This window comes from Streptomyces griseochromogenes (assembly GCF_001542625.1).
Taxonomy (GTDB): Bacteria; Actinomycetota; Actinomycetes; order Streptomycetales; family Streptomycetaceae; genus Streptomyces; species Streptomyces griseochromogenes.
The window spans coordinates 7,223,007-7,238,053 of the sequence record NZ_CP016279.1; the positions used below are offsets into that span (position 1 = coordinate 7,223,007).

Below are 15,047 nucleotides of genomic sequence, written 5' to 3' on the forward strand. Positions count from 1 at the left end.
GGCGACTTGACCGATCCGTGGGTGGCCCTGGAGCCGGGGGCCGACCCCGCCGAGCGGGTCCGGGTGCTGCGCCGGGCGCACGAGACGTTCACCACGGCGGGCACGGTGCCGCGCCCGGTACGGTCCGTGGTGGCCGAGTCGTGGCAGCGCAGCGCGCGAGCCGGTGTGGGACCGGACGGCACCGCGCGCGTGGAACTGACCGACGGCGATCTCGGCACCTATCGGGCCGAGCACCCACTGGCGCGGGTGATGCCGCTGTTCAGGGAGCTGCTGGGCACCTTCGCCGCCGACGGCGAGCACCTGCTCGCGGTGTGCGACGCGCACGGCCGGCTGCTGTGGGTCGAGGGGCATCCGGCAACCCGGCGTCTGGCGGACCGGATGAACTTCGTGCCGGGCGCACGCTGGTCGGAGACGGCGGTCGGGACCAACGCGCCGGGCACCGCTGTCGCTCTGGACCGATCCGTGCAGGTGTTCGCGGCCGAGCACTTCATACGGAGGGTGCAGCCGTGGACCTGCGCGGCCGCGCCCGTGCACGATCCGCACACCGGCCGCGTCCTCGGCGCCGTCGACATCACCGGCGGCGACCGGCTGGCGCACCCGCACAGTCTGGGCTTCGTCCGGGCGGTGGCGCGGGCCGCCGAGTCGCAGCTGGCACTCCTCGTCCCGCCCAGCCGCGCCGAGGACACCACCGTGCTGAGCGCGCTCGGCCGCGACGAGGCCGAACTCCGCATGGACGGGCAGCGGATCAGACTCAGCCGCCGGCACAGCGAGATCCTCGTTCTCCTCGCCCGCCATCCCGAGGGGCTGACCGGCGACGAGCTGTTGTGCGCGCTGTACGCGGACGAGTCGGTGACCCCGGTGACACTGCGGGCCGAACTGGCCCGACTGCGACGGCTGCTGGGCCCCGGGCTGCTCGCCTCACGGCCGTACCGGCTGACGGCCGCGGTGGAGTCCGACGCCGCCGTGGTGGAACGACGGTTGGAGACGGGGGCACTCATGGCCGCGGCGCAGGCGTACACCGGCCCGCTGCTGCCCGCTTCGCAGGCTCCGGCGGTGACAAGGCTGCGCCGCCGCCTCGCCGACGGCCTGCGGACGGCCCTGATCGCCCACCGTGATCCCGATCTCCTCGCCGACTGGGCGCACGCGCCGTGGGGTGAGGACGACCTGGAGGCATGGCGGGCTCTGGCCGCCGTGCGGCCTACTTCTGCGGTGCGGGCACGGCTCGCGGCGCTGGAGGCCGAGCTGGCCGTACCGGCCGGGCCACTCCCTCTGCCGGCCGGCCGCGCAACGTACTTGCAACGTCCTCCCGTCTAGCCTCGCGCCGGGAGCTGCCCAACGGCGGGCAGCGCTTCACCGGGAGGCAGACCAGCATGACCCGTTACGCGGCACCCGGCACCGAGGGCGCGATCGTCTCCTACCAGGCGCGCTACGACCACTTCATCGGCGGCGCCTATGTGCCGCCGGTACGCGGTCAGTACTTCGAGAACCCGTCACCGGTGAACGGGCAGCCGTTCACGGAGATCGCGCGCGGCACCGCGGAGGACGTCGAGCGGGCGCTGGACGCGGCGCACGAGGCCGCACCCGGGTGGGGCCGCACCGCGGTGACGGAGCGTTCCGACATCCTGCTGAAGATCGCCGATCGCATGGCGGCCAACCTCGAGGCCCTCGCGGTGGCCGAGAGCTGGGAGAACGGCAAGCCGGTGCGCGAGACACTGGCGGCCGACATCCCGCTCGCCATCGACCACTTCCGCTACTTCGCGGGCGCCATCCGCGCGCAGGAGGGTTCGCTGGGCGAGATCGACGACGACACGGTCGCGTACCACTTCCACGAGCCGCTCGGCGTGGTCGCGCAGATCATTCCGTGGAACTTCCCTATCCTGATGGCCGCCTGGAAGCTCGCTCCGGCGCTCGCCGCGGGCAACGCGGTCGTCCTCAAGCCGGCCGAGCAGACCCCGGCGTCCATCCACTACTGGATCAGCCTGATCGCCGACCTGCTGCCGCCGGGCGTGCTGAACATCGTCAACGGCTTCGGCGTGGAGGCGGGCAAGCCGCTGGCGTCCAGCCCGCGGGTGGCGAAGGTCGCGTTCACCGGGGAGACCACGACCGGGCGGCTGATCATGCAGTACGCCTCGGAGAACATCAAGCCGGTCACGCTGGAACTGGGCGGCAAGTCCCCGAACATCTTCTTCGACGACGTCTGGGCGCACGACGACGAGTTCCGGGACAAGGCGCTCGAAGGCTTCACCATGTTCGCGCTCAATCAGGGCGAGGTCTGCACCTGCCCCTCCCGGGCACTCGTCCAGCGCGGTCACTACGCGGACTTCCTCGAGGCGGCCGTGGCCCGCACCCGGCAGATCAAGCCGGGGCACCCGCTCGACACCGACACGATGATCGGCGCCCAGGCCTCCAACGACCAGCTGGAGAAGATCCTCTCCTACCTGGACATCGGCCGCCAGGAGGGCGCCAAGGTCCTCACCGGAGGCGAACGCGTCGAGTACGACGGCGAGCTGAAGGGCGGCTACTACGTCCAGCCGACCATCTTCGAGGGCGACAACCGCATGCGGATCTTCCAGGAGGAGATCTTCGGCCCGGTCGTCTCGGTGGCTTCGTTCGACGACTTCGACGACGCCATCAAGATCGCGAACGACACGCTGTACGGCCTCGGCGCAGGCGTGTGGACTCGGGACATCAACACCGCCTACCGCGCCGGCCGCGCGATCCAGGCGGGCCGCGTATGGACGAACTGCTACCACGCCTACCCGGCACACGCGGCGTTCGGCGGCTACAAGCAGTCCGGAATCGGCCGGGAGACACACAAGATGATGCTGGAGCACTACCAGCAGACGAAGAACATTCTTTGTTCATACAGCCCGAAGAAGCTTGGGTTCTTCTAGAGTCCGAAGTCGGTTGCCTGGAGGCTTCATCGCGCTCCAGGCAACCCGGCACGGGAGCTCCCCTCCGTGATCAGCACGGTGCCCCACGCCACCGTCCGAGCTCCGAGTGAATCCGTCCCGGACCAGTCGCGGACCGAACGGTGGCGTTGTGGAACCACTGCCGACGGATGTGTCTGGCGCGGCCGTAGGTCTACCGAACGGGGACCGCGGGAACGCGGCGGACCATGTGCGGACAGAAGCGGAAGGAAACGGGTCACCGTGCGCATGTGTTCGGCAAGATGGGCAACCCTGACCACCACGACCGCGGGCGCGTGATCCATCAGGCGCTGGACGCAGGCATCAACTTCGTCGACTCCGCCGACGTGCACGGCTACAGCGAGACCGAGGACATCGTCGGCAAGGCCCTCCCCCGCCACCGCATGGGCGTCCTGGTGTGGAGCCCCCTGGCCATGGGGCTGCTCACCGGCCGCTGCCGCAAGGGCACCGCGCACCGGAACAACGCCCGCATGCACCGGGTTCCCAAGCACCTCGCCGACGAGCGCAAGCTCGACGCCGTCGAACAGCTCCAGCCCATCGCCGAACAGGCCGGCATACCCCTCACCCACCTGGCCCTGGCCTTCGCCACCACCCACCCGGACATCACCTCCGCCAACATCGGCCCACGCACCGCGAACCAACCGGAGGACCTCCTCGCAGGTGCCGGCACCACACTCGACGACGACGTGCTCGACCGGATCGACGCGATCGTCCCGCCCGGCACCGACATCAGCCCCTGGACGTCTCCTGCATACCCCTCTCCCTCACCCACCCCGCCCTGCCTCGGCGTCCTGCCGACGAGCGCGACGCGGCCTGTGGCACACCACGGCCGGCGTCCGCAACCTGCCTCTGGCCACCTGGCCCGGACGCGACATCGACCCACTCTCCGCTGACGAGACCGACCCGACCGGGCAACAACCACTACGGCGCTACCTCGCCGCCTACGGGCCCGCCGCCACCGCCGACATCCGCTCCTGGTACGGCCTCGCCGGACTGCCCGCCGCGGTCAAAGCCATCCGCGAAGAACTCGTCACCTTCCACGACGGACGCGGCCGCGAGCTTCTCGAGCTGCCCGCCGCACCGCGCCCACATGCGGACACCCCCGCGCCCGTCCGGTTCCTGCCGGCATTCGACAACGCGATCCTCGGCTACCACGACCGCAGCCGCATCATCGACGACGCCCACCTCGGCCTGTCCACGACCTCACCAGCGACGGGGCCGAGGCCGCCCTGAGCCGCCCACGATGTCGCCGCGTTCCGCCGACACTGGTCGGCGCCGCTCGAACTGCTCGGCGTGCTCGGCGATCCACTGCTGACAGTCGAGCGTGCGCGCGACTCACCCCCGCGCGACCGCGCGCACCGCGGCTTCGGTCAGCGTCGCCGCTGTGCGTACCGCGCTGGCGACGGCGGCGTCGGGGGCGAGCCCGCACAGGTCGGTGAGGGTGAACAGGGCTTCGGCGCTGACGACCACGGCCAGGTCCCGCTTGAGCTGGGAGAAGGCTTCGGGGTCCGTCGCCCCCAGCGTTGCCTCCAGAGGGGCGAGCGCGTGGTCGATCAGCCCGAAACGGACACCGGGTCTCGCGGTCGCCGTCTCGGGGCGGGTGATGGTGGCCGCGATCACGGCGCGCACCGCGCCCTGGCGGAGGAGCACGCCGCGCAGCAGGAACTCACAGGCGAAGGCGATCCGTTCGGCGGGGTCGGTGGAGTCCGCGACCGGCGCGAGTGCCTCGGCGGGGGGCGGCCAGGCACCGGCCAGAGCCTCGCTGATCAGTGAGGGGAGGTCGGGGAAGTACCGGTAGGCGGTGGCCTCGGAGACCAGGGCGGCGCGCGCGATCGCGGGCATGGCCACCTCGCCGCCCGAGGCTATGAGCTCGCGAGCAGCTTCGACGAGGGCCGTACGCGTGCGCCTCTTCTGGTTGCTGCGGCCGGTGTCGGTCGGCGTCGTCGCCATCGGTCCATCCCTTTCGTACCCGTGCGTCCCGCAACACCCTATCACTGTCCACCATCATAATGAGAGTCCACTTGCATAAAGAGAGTTTGCTCTCTAATCTCCTTCATGAGAGCCGACTCTCACGAAGGAGATGGCGATGAACGAGGCTTCCCTGGTCGGCCCGGACGACGGCGAGACGATCCGCCTGGGACCGGCGCGGATCCGCATCCTTGAGGACGGCAGCACCACCGGGCACCGCCTCGGGATCGGCGAGATCACCCTCGCCCCGCACACCGAAGGGCCGCCGCAACACCGCCACGCCCAGCACGACGAGGGCTTCTACGTCGTCTCCGGCACCGTGCACTTCACCATCGGCGAGACGACTCACGTCGCACCCGCCGGCACGCTCGCGATGATCCCGCCCGGCGCCCCGCACACCTTCGCCAACCCCGGCGCCGAGCCCGCGGTGATGCTCAACACCTTCACACCCGACCTGTATGTGCAGTACTTCCGCGACCTGCGGGACATGATCGCCGACGGCCGGGAGCTGACCCCACAGGCGACGGTCGAGGTGATGAGCCGGTACGCCACCGTTCCGGCCACCGACTACGCGTAACGGCCCACGTCACCAACCCCGCACACCAGTAACCGATTCGGAGACCTCTATGACCAGCACCGCCCGCACCATCACCCTCGCCCTCGACTCCGGCGACATCGACCTGGCGTTCAGCGTCGACGAGCGGGGCAAGGGCCGCCCCTTCCTGCTCCTGCACGGCGGGGGCGGCCCGCAGACCGTCGCCGGGTTCGCCGGGTTCCTCGCCGACCAGCGGCCGGCCCGCGTCATCACCCCCGTCCACCCCGGCTTCGGCGGCACCACCAGGCCCGACTGGCTGACCGACGTTCCCACCCTCGCCCAGGTCTATGTACGGCTGCTGGACGAACTCGGCCTGAGCGACGTCACCGTCGTCGGCAACTCCATAGGCGGCTGGATCGCCGCCGAGATGGCCCTGCTCGGCAGCGACCGGATCAGCAGTGTCGTCCTCGTCAACGCCGCCGGCATACACGTCCCCGGCCACCCGGTCGCCGACCCCTTCACCCTGACGCCCGCCGAGCTGTCCGCTCTCTCCTTCCACGACGTCGAGAAGTTCCGCATCGACCCCAGCACGTTCTCCGACGAGCAGCGCGCGGCGGCGGTCGCCAACCGGGTCGCGCTGCAGGTCTATTCGGGCCCGCACGCCATGGCCGACCCCACCCTGCGCGAGCGCCTGGCCAAGGTCCCGCACCCGGTCCTCGTCGCATGGGGCGAGAGCGACCAGGTCACCGACACCACGTACGGACTCGCATACGCCGACGCCATCCCCGGCGCCCGGTTCGAACTCCTCCTCCGCACCGGCCACATGCCCCAGATCGAGACCCCCGAGCAACTCCTCACGGCGGTATGGGACTTCGCTGACGTCCAAGCCGCCAACCGGCCCAACGACTGAGCGGGGGAACCCATATGCCCGTCGCCGGACAAGGACGGCGCGCCCCGGTCCTGGCCGTCTGCTGCCTGAGCGTCCTCCTGGTCAGCCTCGATGTCACCATTCTCAATGTCGCCCTGCCCTCGATGCAGCGGGACCTGGACTCGTCCGTCTCCGGCCTGCAGTGGACCCTCGACGCGTACACCATCGTGCTGGCCTCGCTGCTGACCCTCGCCGGTGCCACCGCCGACCGCGTCGGACGCCGGCGGATCTTCCGGCTCGGCCTGGTGCTGTTCACCGTCGGGTCCGGCTTGTGCAGCCTGGCGCCCACCACGGGGTGGCTGGTGGTCTTCCGTACGGTGCAGGCGGTGGGCGGCAGCATGCTCACCCCCGTCGCCATGGCCATCCTGGCCAACACCTTCACCGAACCCCGGGACCGGGCACGGGCCATCGGCGTGTGGGGCGGGGTCGTCGGCCTCAGCATGGCGGCCGGCCCGGTCCTCGGTGGCGTGCTGGTGGAGTCGGCCGGGTGGAGGTCCGTCTTCTGGCTGAACGTGCCGATCGGGCTGACCACGATGGCACTCACCGCGCTCTACGTCCCGGAGTCCCGAGCGGAGCGGGTCCGACGGGCCGACCCGGTCGGCCAGTTGCTGGTGACCGTCCTGCTCGGCACGCTGACCTACGCGATCATCGAGGCACCCGGCGAGGGCTGGACCTCGCCGCCGATCGTGGCCTGCCTGGCCGCCGCGGCGGGCGCGCTGGCCGCCTTCGTACCGTACGAGAACCGGCGCGCCGAACCGCTGATCGAACCTCGGCTCTTCCGCAGTGCACCCTTCAGCGGAGCCACCGCGACAGCGGTGTTCGCGTTCGCCGCGCTCGGCGGCTTCCTCTTCGCCAACACCCTCTATCTGCAACGGGTGGTGGGGCTGAGCGCCCTGGGCGCCGGCCTGCACCTGCTGCCGATGGCAGTGCTGTCCCTGGTGTGCCCGCCGCTGTCCGGGCGGATCGTGGGCAGCCGCGGTCCACGGATTCCACTGCTGCTCGCGGGGACGGGCATCACCACCAGCGGCGTACTGGCCACAGCCGCCACGCGCTCCGCCCACCCGTCCGACACCCTGTTGTACGTCACCTACGCCCTGTTCGGTCTCGGCTTCGGCTTCGTCAACGCGCCCATCACCTACACGGCGGTGTCCGGTATGCCGCGCGCCCAGGCCGGGGTGGCCGCCGCGGTCGCCGCCACCAGCCGGCAGGTCGGCTCCTCCCTCGGCATCGCGGTGATCGGCGCCACGGTCGCCTCCGGGGCCCGCCCGGCGGCCTGGTGGATCATCGCCGGCTGCGGAGGGGGCATCGCGATCCTCGGCATCGTAACCTCCGGCCCCTGGGCCGCCACCACCGCCGAACGCGTCGCCTCCCGCCTCGCACCCGGCCCACCAAGCGCCACGGCGGACGCCCCCGGATGACCCGAAGGCACCGGCCATGGCAACCCCAAGACCGGCTGGGACCCGCGCGGCGTGACCTGGGACCGGCCGCGCACCACCCCACTGGGGTGGCCGGTCATTGTTCTGGGGCGGATGGTCACCGTATTTCATCGAGTCCGAACTGGCCGGGTGGCCCAAGGCCGTGAGCAGCGGTCTCACCGCGGGCGGTCACCTGGATACGGCGGCCGAGCAGATCGGCGCCGCCCAGAGCAACGACTTCGTCTACGGCCCGCTCCACGAGGCCCTGCAAGGGCACCTGTTCGAAGGGTTGCGCGCCCGCGCGAACGGGCTCGACCGCTCCGGCAGGCAACCGGGGCACACCGATGACCGCGGCTCTGCCGAAGAAACGACTGCTACGCGAACTCGACGCCCCGATCGCGGTGCAGTCCGCCTCCCCGTGCCGCGGCTTCTTCCCGTTCAACAAGTTCGACGCCAAGCAACTGCTCATCCGCGCGGCCCGGTCGGCCCAAACCGAGGCGGTCGCCTTCCGGAACATCCGCATCAAGGCGGTTGGTGTTCCCCGACGCCGTCCAGGAACTTGGCACAGTGACGAAGGAGGAGCTCGATGCTCTGGTGATCGGCAGCTTCGGGGCCGCTGCGGACGGCTTCCGGATTTCACTTCGTGGGGTGCCCGCGGACCGTGTCGCGGAAGGCGATCGGGGTCTGTCCGGTGCGCTGGTGGAAGTACTTGCTGAAGTGGGTCGCGCTGGAGAAGCCGAGGCGGTGGGCGATGCGGGCGGCGGTCCGGTCGCTGTGGGCCAGGAGGCGCTTGGCTTCGAGGACGACGCGACGGTCGATGAACTCCTTGGCGCCGAGGCCGGCGGCGGCGAGGGTGGCGCGGGAGAGGGTGCGGGCCGAGTAGCCGAGCACCTCGGCGTAGTCCTCGACCCGGCGGGTGCGGGTGAAGTCCTTCTCCACGGCGTCACGGAAGCGTAGATAGGTGGCGTCGGGCTCGGGTGCGGGACTGCCGGCGGGCGCGGTGAGGTGGGCCAGGCGCAGCACGAGGACGGCCAGCAGGTGGCGCAGGGCCGCGGTGTGGACCTCCAGGGGCAGGCGTCCGAGTGCCTGGAACTCGGCGGTGAGGTGGTCGGCGGCCAGCCTCAGGGCCGCGACGTCGTCGGGAAGGGGACGGCGCAGGATCGGGGCGTGCGGGTCCTCCAGGCGGGCGCCGTCGGTGGTGGCCGGGTCGAGGAAGTCCTGGCGGAACAGGATCAGGGTGCCTTCGGCGTGGGTGAGGTCGCCCCACTGCTGGACCTGGCCGGGGCGTACCCAGAGCCAGGAGCCGGGGTCGAGGGCGTAGGCGGTGAAGTCGACCGTGTGCCACAAGGTTCCGCCGGTGAGGGTGAGCAGGTGGTGGAAGTCCGGGCGCTGGGGAGCCGTGAGCCGCTCGGCGGGCACGCGGTGGCGCAGGTCGGCGAGGGGCAGCACTTCGACGCCCGCGGGGGTTCCGGCGGGCGCGGCGAAGGAGATCTCCGGGATGCCGCGAGCGGCATCGTGTCGCTTTTTGACCATCGTGAGTCGTCAGCGTATCTGATTCATCCTGCTCACCGCCCCTAACTTGGAGGTGTCAGCTCATCCGGCAACGAGACGATGTCGGAAAGCAGCAAGGGAGAAGAGAGGAGGAGTGTGATGCCTTCGGCGGAGCGAGCCTCGCTGACGTACGCCTTCGACGCGTACTGCCCCTGGTGCTACGGCTTCGGCCCGGCCCTGCGGGCCTTCGCCGAGGACAACGCACACCGCATCCGGCTCGGTGTCCTGTCGGCCGGCCTCTACACCGGTGCCCGGGTACGGCCGGTGGCGGCCTACCCGCACCTGCCGGCCGAGCGGGACCGCATCGCGCGGTTGACCGGTGTCGTCTTCGGCGCGGGCCATGAGCGCGCGCTGTCGCAGGGGACGACCGTGCTGGACTCGGTCGCCGCGGCGGCGGGACTGTCCGCGCTGCGCGACCAGCCGGGCATCAGCGAACTGGATGTGGCCGAGGCCGTGCAACGAGCGTGGTTCGTCGACGGCCGCGGCCTGTCCGACGCCGCGGTCTACCGGGACGTAGCCGACGAACTCGGCGGGGACGCGGACGCCGTGGCCGCGGCATACGCGTCCCCGGCCGGCAGGGTGAAGGCCCGCGCCGACTTCCGTGCCCTGCGCCGTCTGCGCGTCACCTCCTACCCGACGCTGCTGCTGCACACCCCGCACGGCGCCGGCCAGATGGGCGGCGCGGCTTCCACGGCCGCTTCCCTGACCGCCGCACTCGAACAGCGCCTGACGACGACCATCCCCAAGCCCTCCACCCATGACCTGACCTCGCAAGGAGACGATCCGTCATGAGCAATGCCAAGAACACCGTCCTGTCCGCCGCCGGCGAGTTGTTCGGCCAGAAGGACCCGAGCGCGGTGGACCGCTGGGTCGCCGCCGACTACCGCCAGCACAGCGCCCTGGCCGCCGACGGCCCCGAGGCCCTGCGTCAGCTGGTCGCCGGGCTGCCGGAGGGCTTCCGTTACGAGGGAGCCCGGGTGTTCGCCGACGGCGACCTGGTGGCCCTGCACGGCACGTACCACGGCTTCGGCCCCGACCCGCTGGTCGCCTTCGACATCTTCCGCGTCGACGCCGACGGCAAGCTCGCCGAGCACTGGGACGCCCTGACCCCGGTGGTGGAGGGCACCGCCTCCGGCCGGTCGCAGACCGACGGTCCCGCCGAGGTCACCGCGCCGGAGACGACCGAGGCCAACCGCGCCCTGGTCGCCGAGTTCGCGCAGAAGGTCCTGGTCGGTGCCGACTACTCGGTGCTCACCGACTACATCTCGACCCGGACCTATCACCAGCACAACCCGGAGGCCGCCGACGGCCTGGACGGTTTCGGGGCCGCCGCCGCGAAGTGGGCCGAGCAGGGCAAGAACCTCGTCTACAAAACCGTCCACAAGGTCATCGCCGAGGGCGAGTTCGTCCTGCTCCAGTCCGAGGGCGAGTTCGGTGTCCCCGTGGCGTACTACGACCTCTTCCGTGTGGCCGACGGCAAGATCGTCGAGCACTGGGACGTCATCGCCCCGATCGCGGCCGAACTCCCCCACGTCAACGGCCTGTTCTGACGCCTGCGGCCGGGGGCGGGTGCTCCGCCGCACTCCGCACCGCAACCGCCGAACCCGTCCGAACGCACGGACGCGCCGCCGCGCCGGCCCGGCAACGCCGGTGGGCCGCGGCGCGTCCCGCACCGCCCGGAGACTCCCGTGCACACCACCGCACTTCCGCTCGACGCCTACGGCACGGCCATCGCCCAAGCAGGTACCCCGTGCCCCCCAGTGCGGAGGTCACGGGGCACGCTCGGATCAGCTCTCGGACCAAGATCCGGACCATATGCGGGCCGGCAACCCCAGATCACCTCCGTGGACGTAATTTCGGCTGGTCAAAGCCCTGCAAGACCTGTATCACCAGCAGACGAAGAACCTCCTGGTCTCGTACTCACCGAAGAAGCCCGGCTTCTTCTGGACGCACGAGAAAAGGCGCCTGACCTGGGTGTTTGCCCGTCAGGCGCCTTCGGCTGGGCTCCCTCAGAGGTGGGCCCGGTCCGCGCCGCCCGCGCCACCGGCCTGCGCAACCTGTTCCGCTGCCCCCGATGCGACGGAAAGGACCGCAGAAGAATCGGACTCGAACCGCACCGGCCACATCGCGGACAGCGGCTCCTCACACCGGACACCATCCGGCCGGGCCGGCTCCTCCCGCCCACGCCTGATCAAATCGAAGGCCGCCCTCGGGGCCCTTTCCGGCGGCAATGGGGTACCCCGAGGAACGTTCCCCGCTCAACGGCCCTGCCCGACTGGGGGACTGGCGTGCTGTAACCGCCACGCCACCGAGCAGGGCCACCCTCGATCGGGCCATACCGGCCAAGAGCTTTCTCAGGCCCCCGGAAGGCGGGCGGATGAGCGCAGTCCGGCGAAGAGGTCGTTCTCGGGCACGGCCGCGCCGGTGGTGTCCTGGACGCGTACGAAGGTCTCGACGCCCATCAACTCGGTGAACCTTTTCTGGCCCATCTTGAGGAAGAAGATGTTCTCGCCCTGGCTGGCGTGCGCGGCCAGCGCATCGAACTTCTGGCCGCCGAACGCGGTGGTGTCCACCCAGGTGGTGATCTCCTCGTCGGGGAGTCCGATCTCGGCCATCGCGGCGGCCTCGGCGGGATCCGGCTCCTGCCAGTCCGCACCGAACTCACGCATGGTCTCCCCGAACCGCTGCATCATCGAGCGGGGCGCCGTCGTCCAGTACACCTTCGGTGTCGGCGCGGTCATCGCCAGCGCCGCCATCGTGATGCGGTTGGCCTGGATGTGGTCGGGGTGGCCGTAGAAGCCGTTCTCGTCGTAGGTCACGACCACATCGGGCTGGTAGCGGCGCAGGAGTTCCGCGAGTCGGGCGGCGCCCTCCTCCACGGGTGTCTGCCAGAAGGAGCCGGGGGCGTCATTGGCCGGCCAGCCCATCATCCCGGAGTCGGCGTAGTCCAGCATCTCCAGATGACTGACCTTCAGGATGTCGCAGCTCGCCTCGAGTTCTTGACGCCGCATCAAGGCGACGGCTGCCGGATCGTGCCCGGGATCGCCCGGCTTGACACCCCCCGGCCCGTCACCACAACTGCCGTCCGTACACGTGACGAGGATTGTACGGATGCCCTCCGCCGCGTACCGCGCGAGGACACCTCCCGTTCCAGTGGCCTCGTCGTCGGGGTGCGCGTGCACCGCCATGAGCGTCAAGGGCCGGTCATTCATGAAACATTCCTCCTGTGTGAAAAAGTCTTGGTCCGAGTCCGCAGCAGGCGTATGAGCGGTCGCCCCGGTATCGGGTGACCGGGCGTACCGCGGACCCGGGGCTCCGGAACGCGTCGGCCAGACGACCTTCTGATCTCCCTGTTCCCCCGCCCACGCGCCGCCGGTCCCCCACCGGTACAACAATGCTGGCCGGACCGGCTGTTCCCGCCCCGCACAGGGGCACTCCTGGGCCTTGACGCCCACTCCCCCGCACTTCGCTTCCGGACTTGCCCGTGAGCCTTCACGAGTTCGCCGACGTGAGGCGGCCGCGCTCGCCCTTGGACATGCCGCCGAACACCGACACGATCAGGTCGTGCGCCTCGTTGTCCGGGTCGATCACCCCGCCCGCCTCGGGCACCCACAGCGGCACGCCGTAGTGCAAGGCACCCGTAGACGGGCACCGATCGACAGACCCATCCTCACAGCTTGAGCACAAATTACATACATCCCCCTCTTCATACTGGCCCCGATGGTCTAGATTGACCGTGCTTCAGCTGTTCGGACACGAGGCGACCAATAATGATCTATAGGTCCGGTGCTACGGAAAGCCAGCGGTCGCGCCCCCGGCGCCAGACGTGGGAGTGATCAGTTCTTGGAGCCCGAGAGGGGGCCTTGGGTACGGGAAGCACCCGAGGTTTCGACGGGTTCCGCGCGCCTCGAGAGTCTGGCAGGGCATGCGAGCCTGCTGCCGCCAGGGTGAGTCGTTCAAGTAGCCCTGGAATAGCGGGATGTCATGCGCAGGACATGACTCCCGCGGGGAGGAACAGCGCGGCGCGGGGGGCGGGGGCCTCCCGCGGGGAGGAACAGCGCGGCGCGGGAGGCGGGGGCCTCCCGAGGGGAGGGACAGCGCGGGGGGCGGGGGCCTCCCGGGGGGGGAGGAACAGTGTTGGGCGAACACGTCGAACCACAGGGGACCTGGGGGGTTCTGTGCGGCAAGGGGGATTAGTCAGCCCGTTTCCGTCGGAGCATGAGCGTCTGGCGAACGGGGCAATCAGACAGACCGCGATCGACTGGGAGCAGCGGTACCGCCGTACCGTGATCACCAGCGACACCGTGGCCACCGCCTTCGTGGTGGCGGCGATCGGCAACTTCTTCGGGGCCCGGGACGCGGCCAACTGGCACGAGAAGTGGGGAATTCTCGCATTCGGCACCGAGCTGCTGGTGCTGGGGGCGCTTGCGGTGAGCCGGTCGTGGGCTCCGGCCGTGCTCGGCCAGGGCGCCGAGGAATTCCGCCGGCTCGGACGCTCACTGTTCACGGCGACCGTCGTACTGGCGCTCGGCGGGATCGCCCTCACCTCGCGCAACATCAAGCTCTGGATCTTCGTCGCGATCCCCGCGATCGCGCTCATCACCATGACCGCGCGGTATCTGCTGCGCCTCTGGCTCCACAAACAGCGGAAGGAAGGACGGTGCCTGCGACCGGTGCTCGCTGCCGGGAGCACGGCCACCGTGCGCGACCTGATCATCCGAACCCGCAAGTTCCCGCACCTCGGCTGGCGGGTGGACGCGGTGTGCACGACGGACGGTCTCGGGCTCGACGGTGACCGACTGGACGGAGTGCCGGTCGTCGGCCGACTGGCGGACGTCGCGGGCCACGTCCGCCGCGACGGCTACCGTGTCGTCGCGGTCACACCGGACCCGCACTGGTCGCCGGACCGGCTGCAGCGGCTGGCTTGGAACCTCGAAGGCAGCGACGCCGAGATGGTCGTGGCCCCCGTGCTGATGGAGGTGGCCGGCCCGCGGCTGCACGTCGACGCGGTGCTCGGGATCCCACTGCTGCGGGTCAGCATGCCGACCTTCACCGGGGGCCGCCGGGCGGTCAAAGGGGTCGTCGACCGGATGGGCGCAGTGATCCTCCTGATGCTGTTCGCGCCGCTGATGGTGTTCGTCGGGCTGCTCGTGCTGCTGGACAGTCGGGGTGGGGCGTTCTACCGCCAGCGCAGGGTCGGCAAGGACGGCCGCGAGTTCACCATTCTCAAGTTCCGCACCATGGTCGCCGGGGCTGACCGGGCACGTGCCGAGCTGGCCGACCGCAACGAGGGCGCCGGCCTGCTGTTCAAGCTCCGCCGGGATCCGCGGGTGACCCGGGTGGGATCAGTGCTGCGCCGGTACTCGATCGACGAGCTCCCGCAGCTCTTCAACGTGCTCACCGGATCGATGTCGCTCGTCGGTCCGCGGCCTCCGCTACCGGAGGAGTCCGCTGCGTACGGCCCGGACATCCGGCGGCGGCTGCTGGTCAAGCCCGGACTCACCGGCCTGTGGCAGATCAGCGGACGCAGCGATCTGTCGTGGGAGGAGGCGGTCCGGCTGGACCTGCGGTACGTGGAGGACTGGTCGCTCGCCCTGGACACAGTGATCTTGTGGAAGACGCTGCGTGCGGTGCTCTACGGGCAGGGGGCCTACTGATGCGCGGGGATCGTCGTCCGGCCGGCGCGCGGACCGCAGGCCACAAGGGCCTGCCTGGGGGGA

Annotated in this window: 14 protein-coding genes and 1 pseudogene; 10 read left to right on the forward strand and 5 right to left on the reverse strand. The window is 70.5% G+C overall.

All coding sequences use genetic code 11. The features are described from left to right. The first annotated feature begins 6 nt into the window (after positions 1–6). From AVL59_RS31025 to AVL59_RS49615, 4 genes and pseudogenes are all read left to right on the forward strand, one after another. Positions 7–1,314, forward strand: coding sequence for a helix-turn-helix domain-containing protein (locus AVL59_RS31025; RefSeq protein WP_067311070.1), 1,308 nt, complete (start codon positions 7–9; stop codon positions 1,312–1,314). A 56-nt stretch (positions 1,315–1,370) separates the two neighbouring features. Continuing rightward, on the forward strand, positions 1,371–2,894 hold the full coding sequence (exaC, locus tag AVL59_RS31030) for an acetaldehyde dehydrogenase ExaC (RefSeq protein ID WP_067311072.1): 1,524 nt from the start codon (positions 1,371–1,373) through the stop codon (positions 2,892–2,894). Between the two features lie 449 nt (positions 2,895–3,343). Then, positions 3,344–3,823, forward strand: a complete 480-nt coding sequence (locus tag AVL59_RS56730; protein ID WP_372450415.1) for an aldo/keto reductase — start codon at positions 3,344–3,346, stop codon at positions 3,821–3,823. Further along, positions 3,738–4,127 (forward strand): annotated as a pseudogene (locus tag AVL59_RS49615) (DNA glycosylase AlkZ-like family protein); the annotation flags it as partial. The gene AVL59_RS56730 and the pseudogene AVL59_RS49615, both read left to right, overlap by 86 nt. A gap of 138 nt (positions 4,128–4,265) precedes the next feature. Here the strand turns inward: AVL59_RS49615 and AVL59_RS31045 are convergent. Further along, entirely contained in the window at positions 4,266–4,880 is a 615-nt protein-coding gene (locus AVL59_RS31045) for a TetR/AcrR family transcriptional regulator (protein ID WP_067311080.1), read from the reverse strand. A 136-nt stretch (positions 4,881–5,016) separates the two neighbouring features. Between AVL59_RS31045 and AVL59_RS31050 the strand changes: the two genes are divergently transcribed. Genes AVL59_RS31050 through AVL59_RS31060 form a run of 3 tightly spaced genes read left to right on the forward strand, consistent with a single transcriptional unit; the run spans position 5,017 to position 7,779 of the window. After that, positions 5,017–5,475: a cupin domain-containing protein gene (locus AVL59_RS31050; protein ID WP_067311082.1), complete on the forward strand. Its 459-nt coding sequence runs from the start codon at positions 5,017–5,019 to the stop codon at positions 5,473–5,475. A 49-nt stretch (positions 5,476–5,524) separates the two neighbouring features. Next, positions 5,525–6,343 carry an alpha/beta fold hydrolase gene (locus AVL59_RS31055; protein ID WP_067311084.1) on the forward strand — a complete coding sequence of 273 codons (819 nt, stop codon included), beginning with the start codon at positions 5,525–5,527 and terminating at the stop codon, positions 6,341–6,343. A 14-nt stretch (positions 6,344–6,357) separates the two neighbouring features. Continuing rightward, positions 6,358–7,779, forward strand: a complete 1,422-nt coding sequence (locus AVL59_RS31060; protein ID WP_067311086.1) for an MFS transporter — start codon at positions 6,358–6,360, stop codon at positions 7,777–7,779. 115 nt (positions 7,780–7,894) lie between these two features. Here AVL59_RS31060 and AVL59_RS31065 read toward each other — a convergent pair whose 3' ends face one another. Further along, entirely contained in the window at positions 7,895–8,233 is a 339-nt protein-coding gene (locus AVL59_RS31065; protein ID WP_159400143.1) for a hypothetical protein, read from the reverse strand. 179 nt (positions 8,234–8,412) lie between these two features. Next, positions 8,413–9,309 (reverse strand): helix-turn-helix transcriptional regulator, encoded by an 897-nt coding sequence (locus AVL59_RS31070; protein ID WP_067311091.1) that lies wholly within the window; start codon positions 9,307–9,309, stop codon positions 8,413–8,415. 117 nt (positions 9,310–9,426) lie between these two features. Here AVL59_RS31070 and AVL59_RS31075 point away from each other — a divergent pair, with 117 nt between their 5' ends. Together AVL59_RS31075 and AVL59_RS31080 are read left to right on the forward strand one after the other, a co-directional pair. Further along, positions 9,427–10,119, forward strand: coding sequence for a DsbA family protein (locus AVL59_RS31075; RefSeq protein ID WP_067311094.1), 693 nt, complete (start codon positions 9,427–9,429; stop codon positions 10,117–10,119). Further along, positions 10,116–10,877: a nuclear transport factor 2 family protein gene (locus tag AVL59_RS31080; protein WP_067311097.1), complete on the forward strand. Its 762-nt coding sequence runs from the start codon at positions 10,116–10,118 to the stop codon at positions 10,875–10,877. The genes AVL59_RS31075 and AVL59_RS31080 overlap by 4 nt, the downstream gene beginning before the upstream one ends. A gap of 804 nt (positions 10,878–11,681) precedes the next feature. Here the strand turns inward: AVL59_RS31080 and AVL59_RS31085 are convergent. Beyond that, positions 11,682–12,539, reverse strand: coding sequence for a PIG-L family deacetylase (locus tag AVL59_RS31085; RefSeq protein WP_067311099.1), 858 nt, complete (start codon positions 12,537–12,539; stop codon positions 11,682–11,684). A gap of 280 nt (positions 12,540–12,819) precedes the next feature. Continuing rightward, the gene (locus tag AVL59_RS50940; protein ID WP_208870474.1) at positions 12,820–12,960 is read right to left on the reverse strand and encodes a hypothetical protein; all 141 of its coding nucleotides are present in this window, start codon (positions 12,958–12,960) and stop codon (positions 12,820–12,822) included. Between the two features lie 545 nt (positions 12,961–13,505). Between AVL59_RS50940 and AVL59_RS31090 the strand changes: the two genes are divergently transcribed. Further along, positions 13,506–14,984: a sugar transferase gene (locus AVL59_RS31090; RefSeq protein WP_067311101.1), complete on the forward strand. Its 1,479-nt coding sequence runs from the start codon at positions 13,506–13,508 to the stop codon at positions 14,982–14,984. The last annotated feature ends 63 nt before the right edge of the window (positions 14,985–15,047 follow it).